An 18,744-nucleotide genomic window follows, 5' to 3' on the forward strand; every position below is an offset into this window, starting at 1 on the left:
GGCAGGAATGCCGGCCAGGGCCAGGCCACCGGAGCTCCGGGTTCGCCACAAGGCACACAGGGCACTCAGATGATCATCTTCCCGGCCGTGGATATGCGTCGTGGCAAGTGCGTACGCCTGGTCCAGGGGCGGGCAGAGGCCGAAACGGTCTACTCGGAGGATCCATTGGTGGCTGCCCGCCGGTGGTGTGACCAGGGCGCCACCTGGCTTCACCTGGTTGACCTGGATGGGGCCATGGTCCAAGGCGGTCACAACCGGACCATCGCCCGGGAGATCTTTGAAGCCTTGCCCATCCCCGTGCAGTTCGGGGGCGGTGTCCGAACCCTGTCCGACATCCGGGAACTGTTGGACGCGGGAGCCACCCGGGTGATTCTGGGGACGGTCGCGGTGGAGCGGCCCGATCTGGTGGAGGAAGCCTTGACCCGGCACCCCGGCCAGGTGATCGTAGGCCTGGATGCTCGCCAGGGACGGGTGGCGACCCGGGGATGGAACCAGCTGGAGGCGCTGGAGGCGCTGCCCTTCGCCAGGGATCTGGTACGGCGCGGCGTGGACCGAATCGTCTACACCGACATCGGCAAGGATGGGACCCTTCAGGGACCCAACCTGGAGGCCACCGGGCGAATGGCTCGGGAGAGCGGATTGAAGGTGATTGCCTCCGGGGGGGTGTCCTCCCTCGAGGACCTGTCGCGGCTCAAGCGCCTGGAGTCAAGCGGCGTGGAGGGTGTGATCGTCGGGAAGGCCTTGTATGAAGGGAGGTTTCCCCTGGGAGAGGCGCTGTCGGCGGTGGCGGGTTAGCGGGGCACCCGGCCCCGGACGACGGAGCGGATCATGCGAGGGTGAAGCAGGGGTCTTTTGCGAACCTTGGAGAATGGAGCCTCCCCTCCGGCTCGATTGCCGGCGGAGTCTCCTGGGTGGCGATCTCGCCGGTTCCGTCCCCCCCACCGGTTCGACCGCGGGCGGAGCCCTTGTCTCACCGACTCCCCCTCCAGGGGGGAGTGATACTCCAGCGCCTGATGCTGGCCTCAAGAATCACTCCCCCCTTGAGGGGGAGTCGCAGAAGCCGAGCCGGATGGAGAAGGCTGATGCGGTGGGGGGCAAGGCTCGGCTCCGAACCCCACGACAGGCCGCTGATACAGGATGAAGCGGCGGTTGTTTCTAGTAAGCGGCAGTCGGCCGGCGGCCTGCGGCGGTTGATTCGACGGAGCGAAAAGAATTATGCTGGCAAAGCGCATTATTCCCTGCCTGGACGTGGACCGGGGGCGCGTGGTCAAAGGGGTCCATTTCGTGGACCTGGTGGATGCCGGCGACCCGGTCGAGTGCGGCAAGCGGTACGACCGGCAGGGTGCCGACGAACTGGTCTTTCTGGATATTACAGCCTCTTCCGATGACCGCCACATCATGGTCGAGGTGGTTCAGCGGGTTGCCGAGTCCGTTTTCATCCCATTCACGGTCGGGGGAGGGATTCGCGACACCGGCGGCGTGCAGGAAATATTGCGGGCCGGCGCCGACAAGGTGTCCCTGAACACGGCAGCCGTGAAGAATCCCCAACTGGTCCGGGCGGGAGCGGAGAAATTCGGCAGTCAATGCATGGTGGTTGCCATTGACGCCAAGCGGACCGTCGCCGGCCGCAATCCCGCATGGGAGGTCTATATCCATGGCGGCCGGACGCCCACCGGCCTGGATGCGCTGGACTGGGCCGAGCAGGCGGAATCGTTGGGGGCCGGCGAAATCCTGCTGACCAGCATGGACCGGGATGGCACCCAGGTGGGCTATGATCTGGAGTTGCTGCAAGCCGTGACCTCTCGGGTAGGGATTCCCGTGATCGCGTCGGGAGGGGTGGGGACTCTGGAACACCTCTTCCAGGGCCTGACCCAGGGCGGCGCCCACGCCGCCCTGGCGGCTTCCATCTTTCACTTCGGCACCCACACCCTCCAGCAGGCCAAGGATTATCTCAGGGCGCGTGGAGTGGTGGTTCGCTGAGCTTTCGGGAAGAAATCATGTCAACAAGCCAAGCCGAGGAGATACTCTCCCGGATGAAATTCGATGCCAACGGCCTGATCCCGGCCATCGTGCAGGATGCCTCTACCCGGCAGATCCTGACGGTGGCCTACATGAATCGCGAAACGGCCAAGCTGTCGCTGACCCGAGGCGAGACCTACTTCTGGAGTCGCAGCCGCCAGGAGATCTGGCACAAGGGCGAGACCTCCGGAAACACCCAGAAGATCGCCGAGATGCATCTGGACTGCGATGGGGATGCGCTGGTGGTGTTGGTTCACCCCAGGGGCCCGGCCTGCCACACCGGGGCGGAGACCTGCTTTCACCACCGGCTCGTTTCCGAGGTCCCGGGTGGTGAAACGCCGCTTGGCCGGTTCCCGGAAACGGTGGACCGGCTGATAAAGACGATCAAGGACCGCCGCAAGCACCGTCCCGAAGGGTCCTACACCAGCTATCTCTTTACCCAGGGTCGGGACAAGATTCTCAAGAAGATCGGCGAGGAGTCGGCCGAGACCATCATCGCAGCCAAGAACCGGTCCAGGAAGGAGTTGACCGCGGAGAGCGCCGACCTTTTCTATCATCTGCTGGTGCTGCTGGCCAACGAGGAGGTCGAGTTCGAAGAGGTGCTGGGCGAACTCGACAGAAGATCCGGAAAAGGGCCGGCCGCTCCGCCCGAGCGCAAATGACGGTCGCATCCCAGCCACGCAGCCAAAAGAGGCACACCCATCGGAGGGGGGAGCGAGATGCATCGGCTCCTCCCGGGCTGCCCTCGGGGAAGCGTCCCTCCCGGTCTCCTTCATCCATGATTGAACCCGACTACAACCAGTTCACCGCCTATTGCAGGCAGGGCAACGTCGTCCCGGTCCACAAGGCGGTCACCGCAGATGTGCTGACGCCCGTGTTGGCGTTTCTCAAGATTCAGGATGCCACCACCAGTGCCTTTCTGCTCGAGAGCGTCGAGGGCGGCGAGAAGATCGCACGTTACTCCTTTCTGGGGTGCAACCCCTATCTCAGCTTCTCTTCCAGGGGAGAGACGGTCGAGATCAAGCGGGGCGGCGAGGTGGAGCAACGGGAAGGGCGCCTGCTGGAGGTCATGCGGAACACCACGGACCGCTACCGCACCGTCAGGGTTCCGGGGTTGCCGCCCTTCACCGGAGGAGCGGTGGGGTACTTTGCCTATGACACCGTTCGCTGGATCGAAGACATCCCACATTCCGGAGAGGACGAGCTGAATCTGGACGAATCGGTCCTGATGTTTTTCTCCAACATCCTGGCTTTCGATCATGTTCGCCAGCAGATCCTGATTATTGCCAACGTCTTCACCGAGGATGGACCTGCGCCGCTGGAAGTCAAGTACCGGAAGGCCGTCTCGGAAATCGAAGCTCTGGAAGACCGGTTGAATCGGCCGATGCCCGCGCCTGCCGCTCCTTCCCCCGACCAGGGCTCCCTCCAGGTGCGGTCGAATTTCACCAAGGAAGGATTCCTCAAGGCCGTTGAGCGGGCCAAGGAGTACATCAAGGCAGGCGACATATTCCAGGTAGTCCTCTCGCAGCGGCTTACCGTAGAGGTGGACGTCGATCCCTTCACCATCTATCGGTCGCTCCGAATGGTGAATCCGTCGCCCTACATGTTCTACCTTAGACTCAATGGTTTTTCGGTGATTGGGTCTTCTCCCGAACGGCTGGTCAAAATCACGGAGGGGAAGGCCTATTACCGTCCCATCGCCGGGACACGCCCGCGGGGCCGCCATGAGGACGAGGATGCACTCCTGGCGGAAGAACTCAAGGGCGACGCCAAGGAGCGAGCCGAGCACATCATGCTGGTAGACCTGGGTCGGAACGATCTGGGCAAGGTTTGCGAGTACGGCAGCGTGGAGCTGGTGGATCTGATGTTCGTGGAGCGCTATTCCCACGTCATGCACCTGGTGTCCACCCTGCGCGGTCGACTTCGTCCCGGCCTGGACCGCTTCGATGCATTGATGGCCTGTTTCCCGGCCGGCACCGTGACCGGCGCCCCCAAAGTGCGAGCCATGGAGATCATCGACGAGCTGGAGCCCAGCCTGCGGAGTGTCTACGCGGGGGCCATCCTTTATCTGGACTTCTCCGGCAATCTGGATTCCTGCATTTCCATTCGGACCCTGGTGGTGAAGGAGGGCAAGGCTTATGTCCAGGCGGGGGCCGGAATCGTGGCCGATTCGGTTCCGGAGAGGGAGTTTCAGGAAACCCTCAACAAGGCCCGGGCCCTCCTCAAGGCTCTCGAGTTGGCGGGGAAAGGACTGTAGGGGCAGCCCTTGTGGTTGCCCGGTTTCCCCGGAAAGGGATCGGTCAACCAGGCGAAGTCGGACAAGGCCATGATTCTGGTCATCGACAACTACGACTCCTTTACCTACAACCTGGTGCAATACCTGGGGGAATTGGGGGCGGAGATCGCGGTTTACCGAAACGATCACATCGATGTTTCGGGGGTGGAATCCAGCAAGCCCCGGAAGATCGTCGTTTCGCCCGGACCCGGCGTTCCCGACAATGCCGGTGTGACGCTGGAGCTCATCGACCGCTTTGCCGGAAGGGTTCCGATACTGGGTGTCTGTCTCGGGCATCAGGCCATCGGCCAGGTGTTTGGAGGGAACGTCGTTCCTGCGCCCTACCTGATGCACGGCAAGATCAGCCAGATCCACCACGATCGCAAGACCATCTTCCAAGGCCTTCCCGATGGCTTTCCGGCCACCCGTTACCACTCCCTCATGGTCGAGGAGGAGAGTCTGCCTCCATGCCTGGAGATCTCGGCGACCTCCGGCGACGGCCTGATCATGGGGCTTCGCCACCGCGAGTTTCCGGTCGAGGGGGTTCAGTTCCATCCGGAATCGGTGTTGACCACCTACGGCAAGCAATTGCTCGAGAACTTTTTGAGGCTTTGAGAAATCATGACTGCAATGGCGCTTTACCAGGAGGCAATCCGAAAATTCCAGGGCGGGAATTCTCTGGGTGAGAGGGAATCCGAGCAGTTGATCGCCGCCATTCTGGACCGGCAGCTCAGTGAGGTGCAGGTGGCGGCCCTACTGGCCGGATTGGCGGTGAAGGGAGAGGTCGCCTCGGAAATCGCCGGTTTCGCCCGAGGCATGCGGCGAGTGGCCGTGGCCCTTGACCACCGGCAGCAGGGCCTGGTGGACACCGCCGGGACCGGTGGCGATGGAGCCGGCACTTTCAATATTTCCACCGCGGCCGCATTCGTCATTGCCGGGGCGGGCGTGCCGGTGGCCAAGCACGGGAACCGGGCGATTTCCGGCAAGTGCGGCAGCGCGGACGTGCTGGCCCAGTTGGGTGTCAGAATCGATGCTCCCCAGGAGGTCCTGAAGCACAGCCTGGAGACCTGCGGCATCACCTTTCTGTTTGCTCCGGTCTTTCATCAGGCCATGAAGGTGGTGGCGCCGCTGCGGCGCAATCTGGCCATGCGGACCATCTTCAACCTGTTGGGTCCCCTGCTCAATCCGGCCGGAGCCCGGCGGCAGATCATCGGGGTGTTTGCTCCCCATCTCACCGAGGTGTTCGCTCAGGTGTTGAAATCTCTCGGGTGCGAGCACGCCCTCATCTTCTCGGCTGAGGACGGTCTGGACGAGATCTCGATAGCGGTACCGACCCGGGTCACCGAGCTCAAGGATGGCGCCATTCGGACCGACAGGCTGGACCCTCGGGACCTGGGGTTTCAGAGCCGGCCTCTGGACCAGGTTCAGGGCGGGGACGCTGCGGAGAACGCCCGGATCCTGCGGGGGGTTCTGGAGGGAGAATGCACCGAAGGCCAACGGGATATCGTGCTCCTGAACGCTGCGGCAGGCGTTTACGTGTCGGGGCGCGCGGATTCGCTTCAGGCTGCTGTGGAAGTGGCCCGGCAGTCCCTGGATCATGGGTGGGCGCTGGCCAGGCTGGAGGGGTTGGTGGAATGCTCCAACCGGCAGATTCAAGCCCCGGATTGAGCCGGCAAGAAAAGCGGGCGAGGCCCTCACGGCGGCTGTCGGCCGCTACCCGGAGGAAGTAGGATCCCGAGGTCAGCGATTCGCTTGCGAGGAAACCGATGCCAGGAAACGTCTTGACTGAAATCGTCAAGGCCCGCCAACGGCAGGTCCAGCAGCTCAAGAGAACTCGCCCCTTGTCCGAGAAGCAGGCCTTGGCAAGGCGGCAGCAGCCCGGCATGGGACCCCGTTCGCTATATCATGCCTTGAGGCGCACAGGTCCGGTCAGTTGCATTGCCGAAATGAAGAAGGCCTCCCCTTCCAGGGGGTTGTTGAGAGATCCCTTCGAGCCGATTGAAATCGCGGTGGACTATGAATCCAACGGGGCTGCAGCCGTCTCCGTTCTGACGGAAGAAAACTATTTTCTGGGCTCCACGAAACACCTGGAGTCGGTCCGGCGCAGCATCTCTCGGCCCGTGCTGCGAAAGGATTTCATTCTGGATCCCTATCAGATCTATGAATCCGCTGCCTGTTGTGCCGACGCCGTTCTGCTGATTGCAGCCATACTGACGCCGCGACGGCTCTTGAAGTTGAAACAGTTGGCGGAGCGCCTGGGGCTTGAAGCCCTGGTGGAGGTCCATGATCGGCATGAGCTCAAGGTTGCCCTGGACGTGGGAGCCAGGTTGATCGGCGTCAACAATCGTGACCTGAAGACCTTTGAGGTCAATCTGAGCACGTCTCTTGAACTTGCCCCTCATTTTCCGGAATCGGTTGTCACCGTGAGCGAGAGCGGGATCAGGGCTTCCGGGGACATTCGACAGTTGCGGGAGGCCGGCTACGACGCTTTTCTGATTGGCGAGTTGTTGATGAAGTCGGTCCAACCGGGCAGGGCCCTGCGGGAGTTGATGGTGCACAGCGTCAATTGAACAGTGGCTAGTGGTCAGTGGCTAGTGGCTAGTGATTGGATAGACACGTTAAGCATCTGTCGATCTCGGCAGAGTCGCTCAATTAATGCAAACCGGTCGTGAGGAACTTATCTGTCTTTAAGACTGACCACTGACCACTAATCACTGACCACTGACAACTATTCGCTTAGCCGCACAACCTCCCGATACAACGGGATGGTTCATAGGGGGCAAAACGGGAGCGGTTCAGACCAGCCATGCAGGTCAGGACAAAAATCTGTGGGATCACCAATCTGGAGGATGCCCGGGCGGCCGTCGAGCTTGGTGCGGACGCTCTGGGTTTCAACTTCTATCGCAAGAGCCCGCGATACATCCAACCCGAACGGGCCAGGTTGCTGATTGAAGGGCTGCCGCCGCTGGTCGCGACCGTGGGCGTCTTCGTGGACGAACGCCGTCCCGAGCAGGTGGTGAAAATTGCCCGCGCCACCGGCCTGGGAACGGTGCAGTTGCATGGCTCGGAAAGCCCGGACTACACCCGGCGAATCAGGCCGCTACCGGTGTTCAAGGCCTTCGGCGTGGGGCCGAGGCTTGAACTGGACCGTATCTCAGCCTTTCCCGTGCAGGCCTTTTTGCTGGATACTGCCGGTGGCGCCCTGCCTGGCGGCACCGGGAAGGCCTTTGACTGGGACCTGGCCCTGGCGGCCAAGCGGCTGGGGCGCGTCATTCTGGCGGGAGGCCTGAATCCGGACAATGTGTATGAAGCCATTTGCCGGGTACGGCCCTACGGCATCGACGTCTGCTCGGGCATCGAGCGGGAGCCGGGTCGCAAGGACCACCGGAAGATGGCAGCCCTCTTCAATGAGATCCGTCGAGCCCGGGGGGAGTCGGAACGAAACCAATGAGTGGAACAACCAATAGGCAAGACATGGGGCAAGTTCCGGACAGCCGGGGGCACTTTGGTCCCTACGGGGGCAAGTTCGTGCCCGAGACCCTGATGCATCCCCTGGAGGAGTTGGAGGCGGCCTACCTGGAAGCCCGGCGGGACCCCGGCTTTCAATCGGACCTTGATGGGCTTTTGCGCGACTACAGCGGGCGCCCGACTCCCCTGACGCTGGCCGGTCGTCTCTCCCGGCAGCTTGGCGGGGCCAGGGTGTACCTCAAGCGGGAGGATCTGAACCATACCGGGGCTCACAAGATCAACAATTGCCTGGGTCAGGGGTTGCTGGCAAAGCGGATGGGCAAGAAGCGGGTCATCGCCGAAACCGGGGCCGGACAGCACGGCGTCGCCACCGCCACCGTGTGCGCTCTGCTCGATCTGGAGTGCGAGGTCTACATGGGTGAGGAAGACATGCGGCGGCAGGCGTTGAATGTCTTCCGCATGCGCCTGCTGGGAGCCAAGGTCCACGGGGTCTCCAGCGGCAGTCAGACCTTGAAGGACGCCATCAACGAGGCCATTCGGGATTGGGTCACCAACGTGCGCAGCACCTACTACCTGATCGGTTCCGTTCTCAGCGCCCATCCTTACCCCATGATGGTGAGAGATTTTCAATCGGTGATCGGCAGGGAAGCCCGGGAGCAGATTCTGGAACGGGAAGGTCGATTGCCTCACACCCTGGTGGCCTGTGTTGGAGGGGGCAGCAATGCCATCGGGCTCTTCCATGCCTTCCTGGAAGATGAAACGGTGGCCATGGTGGGAGTCGAGGCGGGCGGTCGCGGTTCGAACCTGGGTGAGCATGCGGCGCGTTTCAGCGGTGGGAAGCCGGGGATCCTCCAGGGGACCTATTCCTACGTGCTGCAGGACGAGGACGGACAGATCGCCAAGACCCACTCCATCTCGGCGGGCCTGGACTACGCGTCGGTGGGGCCCGAGCACGCATTCCTGAGGGATCAGGGACGCATCCGCTACACCTCCGCCACCGATGAGGAGACCCTGGAGGCTCTCCATCTGCTGAGTCGAACCGAGGGTATCGTTTCGGCCCTGGAGAGCGCTCACGCCGTGGCCGAGGTCATGCGGATGGCGCCCCGGCTCAGGGAAGAGGACCTGCTGCTGGTGAACCTGTCCGGCCGGGGCGACAAGGACGTCCAGACGGTGGCGGCCGCCGATTCGGAATGAGCAGGAAAGACGATCCGCGAAAGGCCGCCTTGCGGAATGTGGGGAAGTTCAGGATGAGCGCCTTTCGCTGGCGATGGGTTGAGAAATGACCCGCATTGGGCAGATGTTCGACCGGGCCCGGCAACAGGGGAGGGGTGTCTTTATTCCTTACGTCACTTTGGGCGACCCCGATCTGGAGACTTCCGGGAGGGTCGTGCTGGAATTGGCAGCCACGGGAGCCGACCTGATCGAGTTGGGCGTGCCCTTCTCGGACCCCCTGGCTGACGGTCCGGTGATTCAGAGAGCCACCGAACGGGCTTTGGCTCGGGGTTTCACCTTGGAGAAGGGCTTGGCGCTGGTGGCCGACCTACGCCGACAGACCCAGGTTCCGCTGTTGCTCTTCAGCTACTACAACCCGTTGTTTGCCTATGGTTTCGAGAGGCTGGTCTCGGCTGCCAAACAGCGTGGAATCGACGGTGTCCTGATCACCGATCTCTCGGTGGAGGAGGCGGAGGGTCCCATGCAGGTGCTCAGGACTGCAGGTCTGGACTCCGTTTTTCTGGCGGCTCCCACCAGCACCGACGAAAGGATCCGAAAAATAGCCGCCTACTCCTCCGGGTTCATCTATGCGGTTTCGCGCACTGGGGTGACCGGGGCTCGAAAATCGCTTTCGGACGAGGTCCAGTCCCTGATCCGAAAGATTCGTTCGCAGACCTCCCTTCCCGTCGCTGTGGGATTCGGAGTCTCGGAGCCGGATCATCTCCGGCAGATATGGTCACAGGCCGAGGGCGCCGTGGTGGGAAGCGCCATCGTCGGCTGCATTGAGCGGAATCTGGGTCAGCCCGATCTGGCGCAACGGGTTGGAGAGTTTGGGCGGTGGCTCAAGGGAGGGTGCTAGACCATGGATATATCCGATTGGCGAAAGCGCATCGACGAGGTCGACGCCAAGCTGGTCGACCTGTTGTCCGATCGTTCCGGTTGCGTGATGGAGATCGGCAAGATCAAGCGGCTCCGGCAGCTTGCGGTGAGAGATCCCCAGCGGGAAGAGCGAATCCTTGGGCGGATCGTCCGCAACAACAGGGGGCCTCTTGCCGACGAAGCGGTGGCCAGGATCTTCGAGACCATCATTCACGAGTGCATTCGATTGGAGGAGCAGGTCGAGAAAAAACAGGGACTGGCCGATGGGAATTCCCCCGGTCCACCGTAGCTTCTCCGCACTCCGGCAACACTGGGGCATTTCCCCCGCAACTCCCTCAACCAACCCGCCCCGGTTCAGGCCTCAGGGGCTCCAGGAGACGGTATTGAACAAAGTCATTCGGGATGCCAACCAGGCGATCAGCGACATCGGCGACGGCGCCACCATCATGATGGGCGGCTTCGGTCTGTGCGGAATTCCGGAAAACCTCATCCAGGCGTTGCGGGACCAGGGCCCCAGAGATCTGACAGTGATCAGCAACAACGCCGGCATTGACGATTTCGGCATCGGAATCCTGTTGGAAAAACGTCAGATCCGGAAAATGATTTCGACCTACGTGGGGGAAAATCGGCTCTTCGAAGAACTGGTGCTCAAGGGTGAGTTGGACGTGGAGCTATGTCCCCAGGGAACCTTTGCCGAGCGCATCCGCGCCGGAGGGGCCGGGATCGGTGGATTCTTCACGCCCACGGGCTACGGGACCGTGGTTGCCGAGGGCAAGGAGACCCGTTCCATTGAAGGCAAACACTACGTCCTGGAGCTTCCCCTCAAGGCGGACTTCGCCTTCGTAAAGGCTCATTGGGGAGACAGTGCCGGCAACCTGGTCTATCGGAAGACCGCCAGAAACTTCAACCCCCTGATGGCCATGGCTGCCCGGGTCACCATCGCCGAAGTGGAGGCGCTGGTGGAGCCGGGAGACCTGGATCCCGATACCGTCCATACACCGGGTATTTACGTGGATCGAATCTTTGAAGGAGTCGACTACGAAAAGCGTATCGAGAGACGAAGAGTGAGGGAATGACATGCCGGACCAAAGACGCGATGCCATCGTGCGGCGGGCTGCCCGGGAGTTGAGGGATGGATTCTACGTCAACCTGGGAATCGGCCTGCCCACCCTGGTGGCAAACCATATCCCCGAGGCCATGAGCGTCACCCTGCAGTCGGAGAACGGGCTCCTGGGAATGGGGCCTTATCCTACGGAAGATGAAATGGACCCGGATCTCATCAATGCGGGCAAGGAAACAGTAACGGCATTGGAGAGCGCCTCCTACTTTTCCAGCGCCGATTCCTTCGACATGATCCGCGGCGGACACATCGATCTCACCATCCTTGGGGCCATGGAGGTGGACGAGCAGGGGAACCTGGCCAACTGGATGATCCCCGGAAAGATGGTGAAGGGAATGGGGGGAGCCATGGATCTGGTGGCGGGGGCCAGGCGAGTGATCGTCGCCATGGAGCATCGGACCCGGAAGGGCAGTCCCAAGATCCTGCCCGAGTGCCGGCTCCCTCTCACCGGCGTGGGAGTGGTGGACCGGATCATCACGGAAATGGCGGTTCTGGACGTGACTCCGCAGGGTTTGCGGCTGGTGGAAATTGCCGAAGGGCTGAGTCTGGATGACGTCCGGCAGGCGACCGCGGCCCGTTTCTCGGTAGACCCCGATCTCAAGACAATTCAAGACTGATCGGGGATGTCACCGGCACGGCGGCTGTCCTACAGGTGTTGCCGGTAGAACTGGATCATGCGAGTCCAGGTGTCTTCGGCATCTACCTGGTGGTAGACATCCGGCCGGTCCTCATTGAAGAAGGCGTGGTCCCGTTGGGGATAGATGCGGAAGTCGACGCTTTTCGCCGCGTCCCGGAGGGCCGTTTCCAATTCCCGGACCGCCTGGGGGGGGACGAAGGCGTCCTTTTCGCCGAAGAAACCGAGCACGGGCGCCTCCAGAGAAGGAATGTCCGGTTGTACGTTGGGATGGATGCCGTAGTAGACGACGCAAGCTCCGATGCCGGGGTTGGCGCAGGCCGCGTAGAGCGAGAGTTGTCCTCCCATGCAGAAGCCCACGCTGCCCACGCGGGATCCGCGGGTCTCCTTCAGGCTGAGGAGGTAGTCGACCGATCCCGCCAGGTCTCGAGCGGCTGCTTCGATATTCAGCGCCATCATGAGCTTGCCGGCTTCGTCGGGGCTCTTGGTGGATTGACCGTGATACAGATCCGGAGCCAGGGCCACGAATCCTGCTTCGGCAAGACGATCGGCAACCCCCTTGATCTGGTCTACAAGCCCCCACCACTCCTGAAGCACGACAACTCCCGGGCCGCCCGCACCGGGCCTGGCCAGGTATCCCTGGCATTGGCCGCCGTTGCTCGAGAATGTCACCATTTCGCCAGCCATCTTCATCCCTCCGTTGTCCTGTGGGAGCCCCTCGGGGGCCGCATGGATCCAACCTGACGTCTTGTTGGGCGGCAGTATAACACGTTGCTGCGGGGCTGTTTTACGGCTCAGGCGCCGACCCGATGGATCTTCATCATGTTGGTGGCGCCCTGAACGTTCATGACACCGGAGACAATGACGATGCGCTCATCGCGAGTGGCCAGGTTGCGTTCCATGAGGATCCGGTCCGTCATCCCGATCAGGGTATCGGTATCGGCGATCTGCTGGATGAGGACCGGGACCACGCCTCTCAGCAGGTTCAGTCGGGGGAAGACGGCGTCGCTGGGGGTGATGGCGAAGATGGTTTGCGCGGGCCGGAAGCTGGACAGGATGTTGGCGGTGGCGCCCGAGGTGGTAAAAACGACGATTTTCCGGGTGGGCAACTGCTTGGCGGCCGACAGGGCAGCCCGGCAAACGGCGTAGGCCGTGTCGGTATGATTGCCGAAGAAGTCCGGTTTCTCCAGAAAGTGGGGGTAGGGCGCAGCCTCGGACTCGGTGTGGAGGGCGATGCGACTCATGGTTTGGACGCTTTCCAACGGGTAGCGGCCGATAGCGGTTTCCGCGGAAAGCATGAGGGCGTCGGTCCCGTCCAGAATGGCGTTGGCAACGTCGGAGGCCTCGGCACGGGTGGGGCGGGGGTGGCTGGTCATGGATTCCAACATTTGAGTGGCCGTAATCACCGGCTTTCCCGACTGCACGGCGGCCCCGATCAGCTTCTTCTGCAAGAGGGGAACCTGTTCGGCGGGCACCTCCACACCCAGGTCTCCGCGCGCCACCATGATTCCGTCCGAGACTTCCAGGATGTTTTGCAGCTCTTCCAGCGCCTGAGGTTTTTCGATCTTGGCGATCAGCGGAGGCAACGCTTCTCGAGTGCCCAGCCGTGCCAGCCGTTTTCGCGCCTGCACCAGGTCCTGGGCGACGCGGACAAACGAGAGTGCCAGGTAGTCGACTCGGTTCTCGACCGCAAATTGCATGTCCACCTCGTCCTTGGCGGTGACGGCGGGTACCGAGAGAGATGCACCGGGCAGGTTGACGCCGATGCGACTACGCACGGTTCCGCCCGAAACCACTCGGGTGGCCACATCCTCGGGGGACACCTCCAGCACCTCCAGCACCAGCAGGCCGTCGTCCATCAGGATCCTGTCTCCGCCGCGAACGAACCGGGGAAAGGAGGGGGCATCGATGGTGACGGTGTCCCGGTTCCCCTGAACCTTGCGGGTGGTGAGGGTGAATCGCTGTCGGGCCGCCAACTCGGCGTGTCCCCCCTCGAATGTCCCCAGGCGCAACTTGGGGCCCTGCAAGTCCACCAGGGTGGCTATGGGCAGATCGAACTCCTCGGCGATCTTCCGAATGCGTTGGATCACTCTCCGATGGGAGGCGTGGTCACCGTGGGACATGTTGAGCCGGAACACGTCGACCCCTCCCCGGATCAACTGCCGGAGGGCTTGCGCCGAGTCACTCGCGGGGCCGACGGTGGCCACGATTTTAGTTTTTCTCATCTGTGGCGGCTCTCAATGCACGAAGGAGCAAAAAGCGAAAGAGATATCCACGAAGGGGCACGAAGGACGACGAAGGGACACCAAGAAAACTAGCCCGCATTTCTCACCAGGGGGCGTGATGATGGCGCAGGCATTTTCCCCTCAGCGCGTGCTCGGGAGCGAAGAGCGTAGCGGCCACTACGGTCGAGCGAGCATGGATGCGCTGAGGGGAAAAGGACAAGCCAGGGCGCGCCCAGCACCGTGTGTAAGCTGAAGACTCCATACAAAGCGCTGCAAGACGTTAAAGACCAACACTTTTCTACCGTAGGCTCAGCGGCCTGGTGAGATATGCGGGCTAGAGGAGCCTATTGCAAGATTCGGCAGCGGGACGTTTGCCGGGAATGGCCACCAAAGGCACAAGAACACATGTTGTGACTTTTGTGCTTTTTGTGGTTAGACAGCATTCTTCACGAGGCCGCGCCCGATGATGAATCCTCAATCTGGGAGAAAAGGGTAGGTTCCGTGTCGCGAGCCGGTGATTTGCGGCTCCGGGTTGTTTTGCTGCGGGTGGTCTTCTTCCGGGCAGTCGTGGTCTTCCTGCGACGTTTGGGGGCGGCGCCGCCGTCCGAGTCCGGCTCGGTCGTGGGTGCGGCAGCCCCGCTCAGCAGGGGTGCGTCGGCGGGCGGCGCTTCCACCGGGGATGCTTCTTCCACTGAAGTCCGCCCTCCCGCGGCAGGAGCCGCCGCGGTCGCCAGGCTCTCCGGAGGCTGCTCCGGTGAATCAGCGGGAACCTCGGCCGGCGCAGCTTCTTCGGCCGCTTTGGAGGCAGACTTCCTGCTACCGGCGGTGCGGCTCCTGGGAGAGCGCCGGCGGGGACGCGCCGCTTTCTTTTCAACCGTGGGAGATGGCTCGGTGGATTGTTCGGCCGCGGTGGTTTCCCCCGGGGAGGGCTCCTGCACCGAAGCCTGCTCCCCGGCGGCAGAGGGATCTGCGGCCGTTGCGCTTTCTGCAGGCTTTTCCGGTGGGGCAGGGGCGATCTCGGCTGCTGGGGCCACCTCGGTTGCCTCGGGAGCGGACTGCTTGCTCGCGGCGCCACGCCTCCTGGGAGAGCGCCGGCGTGGCCGCGCCGTTTTCTTTTCAACCGTGGGAGACGACTCGGTGGATTGTTCGGCCGCGGTGGTTTCCCCCGGGGAGGGCTCCTGCACCGAAGCCTGCTCCTCCTCGGGAGATGGCGGCGTGGCCGATGCGCTCTCTACGGGCTGCTCCGGTGGGGCCGAAGCGATCTCGGCTGCCGGGGGCACCTCGGCTTCCTCGGCAGTGGACTGCTTGCTCCCGGCGCTGGGACTCCTGGGAGAGCGCCGGCGTGGCCGCGCCGTTTTCTTTTCAACCGGAGGAGACGACTCGGTGGATTGTTCGGCTGAGGCGGTTTCCCCCGCGGAGGAGCTCTCCGCCGGAGCCTCGGGTGTTTTCGTAAAGGCCTGGGGCGCCGGATCGCTCCGAGGTTCGGTGGGTGCGGTTTCAACGGGAGGCTGAGGATCGGTCCTGGCGTTCTCTCGAGCACCTTGCCGGCGACCGCGGGACGAGCGGGTTCTGGTCGGCGCACTGCTCTTGCCGGCCGGCGGCGGGCTTTCGCCCCCGGAGGGAGTGGACTCCGCCTTTTCTTCGGAAGGCGCCTCAGTCCCGGTGCCATCCCCGCTCAAAGTCACGATATAGCCGCCGCTCTTTTGGTCCTTGGTCAACTGGAGCAGCTTGTTTTCGGCGGCGTCCTCCAACAGGCGGGAGAAGCTCGGGTATCCGAAGTAGGCCTCATTGAAAGAGGGCAACTTTCGGACCAGCGTCTGCTTGATGACGGAACCGTAGATGAACTCCTTGCCTTCGCGCTGTAGCGCCTCAAAGGTTTCGACAACCAGACGCAGGGCCTCGGCTTTCTTGCGAGGCAATCCATTCAGCTTGGGAGCCAGGGTCGTGTTTTCGGTGGAGGGCCGCACCAGGTCTTCATAAAAGATGAACTCGTCGCAGTTGTTGATCAACAGATCGGAGGAGGACTGCTTGACTCCCATCCCGATGACGTAGCGGCCATTCTCCCGCAGCTTGGAGACCAGCGGGGAAAAGTCGCTGTCCCCGGAAACCAGGACGAAGGTATCGATGTGGTCCCGTTGGTAAGACAGGTCCAGCGCATCCACCACCATTCGAATGTCGGCGCTGTTCTTGCCGCTGTAACGGCTCTGCGGCACATCGATCAACTCGATAGCGGCTTGATGAAAGGCCCTCTTGAATTCGGCGTAGCGATGCCAGTCGGAGTAGGCGCGCTTGACGGTGATCTTGCCCTTCTCGACCAGCCGCTTGAGGACGAGGTCGATGTCGAAATTGCCGTATCGACTTTCGCGGACACCCATGGCCACGTTCTCAAAGTCGATGAAGACGGCAATTTTTCGTTCGTCGATCTGCATGTGGGTTCGGCGCTAGTGTAACCCAGCCATGAACCTAACACAATGACCGGTGAGAAATGTGGGCCAGGTTGAAGGGTAAGACCGGGGGCCGGGCCGGGCGATACTGCAGGTTATCCGTCGGCCGGCTGACAGGTCGGAATGGCGGGGGTCATCCGGACATTGCCTGCCTCTCGATCCTGCCTGGAACGGGAAGCAGGTGGTTTTCGGGCGCCAGATCCAGCCGGGAGAGTTCCTGCAGAAAACCGATGCGGGCTGGTTGGACCCGATCGAGATAGGAGGCCTTGATTGCGTCGAAGTCCGCGATGGTTCGCTGGCAGCCCCTGGCCAACCTCATCCTGCCTTTTTGGGTCAGGTACCGCCGGTGGGATTCCAGTTGGACGATCAGTACGCTATAGTCGTGGGCCCAACCGATGACGTCCTGCAGATCCTTGGCCAGCCTGATCCCCCCGCCGAACCGCTGGTCGTAAGCTGCATTCAGGAGTTCCAGGCGGTATCGCAGTTTCTTGGTGTTGATCCTGAGTTCATGCAAACGCGCTTCGTACTCCTCCCCTGAGGGCGCCGCCTCGAAGGCGAAGATCTTGGCGACGTTCTGCCTGAGATCCCTGGTGCTGATACTGAGAAAACCCTCGAACTCCAGTTCCTGGCCCACCTGGGTAAGCAACGAGGGTCTGGACCGGCTCGTGCGAGCGGTTTCGGCAAACCGGCTCAGCATGTTTTCGAGGGCGCCCCGGTCGATCTTGCCCACCTGCTTGAGCATCTTTCGCCGCTGGCGCGCCTGTTCAAATTCAAAAATCTCCAGCAGGTACTCATGGGTGGTGCTCAGGATCGGTGACGGTCCGGGTTGGTAGGCCGCCAGCAGACTGAGGTTGACATCGGTTTCCCGGGGCCGTCCCAGGACCCGGGTGATGTTCCTGACCGATGAAAGAACCTTCTTCAGCTTTCTGGGAGCATAAAAGGCGTTGAACACCCGAAAGCACTCGCGCAGCCTGCGGGAGGCCACCCGCATATCGTGAAGGTGCTCGATATCCTTCCCCTCTCGAGTGCCGGCAGCCTGGGAAAACATGGCTCTCACCCAAAAGAGGGCCGACTCCGCCGCGAAGCCGCGGATGTCCTTGTTCTTCAATGTAATGCCCGTCTTCATGGGGAGAAAGCCCGGGGAGGTTCCCAGCAGGGCCGCCGCCCGCTGCCTGGTGCCCGGTTGGGGTTCTTCTTTACAAAATCTTAATATAACACACCGAAACCGGTCCTAACTGCTGAAGGCCCATTGAGCCCGCGATCCCCGGGGGGCTGCCGGAGACCGGTTCCTTCGAGTAAAATACGGTTCGACCGAACCTGAACCCGATGAGGTTTCGATGATCCAGGATCCGCAAGGCCGGTTCGATCTGACTCGAATCGCACAACAGTTGGGAGGAGAGGGCTACGTCGTTCTGGAGGGGCTGCTGGACTCCGACCAGTTGACGGAGTGGCGCAGCCACATTGACAGGCTGGCGGAGCAGGAACGCCAGTCTCCCTACCTTCCGGGCGATGGACCGGTTCATCCCGGAGACGAGGAAATCGAATCCTACCTGGCGGAATCCTACGCGGTCAGCCGGGAAGAGCTGGCCCGAATGATGCAGCGTGTCCGCCACACACGGGCCGAGAACCGCGATACGCCCTGGCCCGTGGGACCTCGGGAAATCAACAAGACCTTCATGCACATCCCTAATCTCTTCGATCACGACCGCTCGCAGTACGTGCGCAATCTGCCGGCCAAGACCCACCTCGCGGATGCGCTGGTCGAGCATCCCGTGGTCCTCGGCTTGGCCCATCGGCTGCTTGGACGAGACTGTGTGTTGGGTGACGTCACCGCCACCAGTATCGGTCCGGGAACGCCGGGCGGTCCCTGGCATCTGGACAACCCCTTGACTCAAATGCCCGAGCCCCTTCCCGATTTTCCCCTGGGGTTTCAGGTGGCCTGGATGATCGACTCCTTTACCGCGGCCAACGGGGCGACCCGGATCGTTCCCCGGAGCCACTTGACCCGCAGCAAGCCAAGCTGGAAACGGGGCGACCGGGCCGAGGAGAAGGCTCTGTGCGGTGAGGCCGGCGCGGTTGCGATCTGGCTGGCCAGCACTTGGCACCGGATAGGCCCTAACTCCACCGAACGACCGCGCCGCGCAATCATTTCCTTCTACCAGCGGTCCTGGATCAAACCCTTTTCCGATTACCGCGGCAGCATCTCTCCTGAGCGAGCCCGGCGCATGTCTCCCGCCGCACGGTTCCTGTACGGTTTCTCGGCCAATGGGCTTCGGAGGGGCTAGCCCGCATTTCTCACCAGGTCGCTGGATTCATAATGAAAGTCCGTTTATTTTTGGAAACTTGTTGGTCCGAATGTGATGCCTTGCGGCTACACACGGTGCTGGGCGCGCCCTGGCTTGTCCTTTTCCCCACAGCGCATCCATGCTCGCTCGACCGTAGTGACCGCTACGCTCTTCGCTCCCGAG

The 18,744-nt window shown here is 62.2% G+C and carries 18 protein-coding genes; 14 read left to right on the forward strand and 4 right to left on the reverse strand.

Features of this window, described 5'->3' with window-relative positions:
* Positions 1-69: 69 nt before the first annotated feature.
* The 13 genes from hisA to OXI69_07795 all read left to right on the forward strand — a co-directional run bounded on the left by hisA (position 70) and on the right by OXI69_07795 (position 11,590).
* Entirely contained in the window at positions 70-795 is a 726-nt protein-coding gene (gene hisA / locus OXI69_07735) for a 1-(5-phosphoribosyl)-5-[(5-phosphoribosylamino)methylideneamino]imidazole-4-carboxamide isomerase (GenBank protein ID MDE2666025.1), read from the forward strand.
* Positions 796-1,215: 420 nt separating this feature from the next.
* Positions 1,216-1,980 (forward strand): imidazole glycerol phosphate synthase subunit HisF, encoded by a 765-nt coding sequence (gene hisF / locus OXI69_07740; protein ID MDE2666026.1) that lies wholly within the window; start codon positions 1,216-1,218, stop codon positions 1,978-1,980.
* A 17-nt stretch (positions 1,981-1,997) separates the two neighbouring features.
* Complete coding sequence (hisIE, locus tag OXI69_07745; protein ID MDE2666027.1) at positions 1,998-2,681, forward strand: bifunctional phosphoribosyl-AMP cyclohydrolase/phosphoribosyl-ATP diphosphatase HisIE; 684 nt, start codon at positions 1,998-2,000, stop codon at positions 2,679-2,681.
* A gap of 116 nt (positions 2,682-2,797) precedes the next feature.
* The gene (gene trpE, locus OXI69_07750; protein ID MDE2666028.1) at positions 2,798-4,276 is read left to right on the forward strand and encodes an anthranilate synthase component I; all 1,479 of its coding nucleotides are present in this window, start codon (positions 2,798-2,800) and stop codon (positions 4,274-4,276) included.
* 69 nt (positions 4,277-4,345) lie between these two features.
* Positions 4,346-4,909, forward strand: a complete 564-nt coding sequence (locus tag OXI69_07755) for an aminodeoxychorismate/anthranilate synthase component II (GenBank protein ID MDE2666029.1) — start codon at positions 4,346-4,348, stop codon at positions 4,907-4,909.
* A gap of 6 nt (positions 4,910-4,915) precedes the next feature.
* Positions 4,916-5,962 carry an anthranilate phosphoribosyltransferase gene (gene trpD, locus OXI69_07760; GenBank protein MDE2666030.1) on the forward strand — a complete coding sequence of 349 codons (1,047 nt, stop codon included), beginning with the start codon at positions 4,916-4,918 and terminating at the stop codon, positions 5,960-5,962.
* A gap of 98 nt (positions 5,963-6,060) precedes the next feature.
* Positions 6,061-6,864: an indole-3-glycerol phosphate synthase TrpC gene (trpC, locus tag OXI69_07765; GenBank protein ID MDE2666031.1), complete on the forward strand. Its 804-nt coding sequence runs from the start codon at positions 6,061-6,063 to the stop codon at positions 6,862-6,864.
* 236 nt (positions 6,865-7,100) lie between these two features.
* The gene (locus OXI69_07770) at positions 7,101-7,745 is read left to right on the forward strand and encodes a phosphoribosylanthranilate isomerase (GenBank protein ID MDE2666032.1); all 645 of its coding nucleotides are present in this window, start codon (positions 7,101-7,103) and stop codon (positions 7,743-7,745) included.
* Positions 7,742-8,956, forward strand: coding sequence for a tryptophan synthase subunit beta (gene trpB, locus OXI69_07775; protein MDE2666033.1), 1,215 nt, complete (start codon positions 7,742-7,744; stop codon positions 8,954-8,956). Before OXI69_07770 ends, trpB begins: the two co-directional genes overlap by 4 nt.
* 85 nt (positions 8,957-9,041) lie before the next feature.
* The gene (trpA, locus tag OXI69_07780; GenBank protein MDE2666034.1) at positions 9,042-9,833 is read left to right on the forward strand and encodes a tryptophan synthase subunit alpha; all 792 of its coding nucleotides are present in this window, start codon (positions 9,042-9,044) and stop codon (positions 9,831-9,833) included.
* Between the two features lie 3 nt (positions 9,834-9,836).
* The gene (locus OXI69_07785; GenBank protein MDE2666035.1) at positions 9,837-10,142 is read left to right on the forward strand and encodes a chorismate mutase; all 306 of its coding nucleotides are present in this window, start codon (positions 9,837-9,839) and stop codon (positions 10,140-10,142) included.
* A gap of 94 nt (positions 10,143-10,236) precedes the next feature.
* Positions 10,237-10,929 (forward strand): CoA transferase subunit A, encoded by a 693-nt coding sequence (locus OXI69_07790; GenBank protein MDE2666036.1) that lies wholly within the window; start codon positions 10,237-10,239, stop codon positions 10,927-10,929.
* 1 nt (position 10,930) lies between these two features.
* The gene (locus OXI69_07795; protein ID MDE2666037.1) at positions 10,931-11,590 is read left to right on the forward strand and encodes a CoA transferase subunit B; all 660 of its coding nucleotides are present in this window, start codon (positions 10,931-10,933) and stop codon (positions 11,588-11,590) included.
* Positions 11,591-11,619: 29 nt separating this feature from the next.
* Here the strand turns inward: OXI69_07795 and OXI69_07800 are convergent, their stop codons facing one another.
* The 4 genes from OXI69_07800 to OXI69_07815 all read right to left on the reverse strand — a co-directional run bounded on the left by OXI69_07800 (position 11,620) and on the right by OXI69_07815 (position 17,402).
* A complete protein-coding gene (locus tag OXI69_07800) occupies positions 11,620-12,300 on the reverse strand; it encodes a dienelactone hydrolase family protein (protein MDE2666038.1) in 681 nt (226 codons plus the stop codon).
* Between the two features lie 101 nt (positions 12,301-12,401).
* Positions 12,402-13,832, reverse strand: coding sequence for a pyruvate kinase (gene pyk, locus OXI69_07805; protein MDE2666039.1), 1,431 nt, complete (start codon positions 13,830-13,832; stop codon positions 12,402-12,404).
* A 446-nt stretch (positions 13,833-14,278) separates the two neighbouring features.
* On the reverse strand, positions 14,279-16,261 hold the full coding sequence (locus tag OXI69_07810) for an NYN domain-containing protein (GenBank protein ID MDE2666040.1): 1,983 nt from the start codon (positions 16,259-16,261) through the stop codon (positions 14,279-14,281).
* A gap of 148 nt (positions 16,262-16,409) precedes the next feature.
* Entirely contained in the window at positions 16,410-17,402 is a 993-nt protein-coding gene (locus OXI69_07815) for a CHAD domain-containing protein (protein ID MDE2666041.1), read from the reverse strand.
* Positions 17,403-17,613: 211 nt separating this feature from the next.
* Between OXI69_07815 and OXI69_07820 the strand changes: the two genes are divergently transcribed.
* Positions 17,614-18,561: a phytanoyl-CoA dioxygenase family protein gene (locus OXI69_07820; protein ID MDE2666042.1), complete on the forward strand. Its 948-nt coding sequence runs from the start codon at positions 17,614-17,616 to the stop codon at positions 18,559-18,561.
* Positions 18,562-18,744 lie beyond the last annotated feature (183 nt).

It is taken from the genome of Acidobacteriota bacterium, assembly GCA_028875575.1.
Classification (GTDB): domain Bacteria; phylum Acidobacteriota; class Terriglobia; order Versatilivoradales; family Versatilivoraceae; genus Versatilivorator.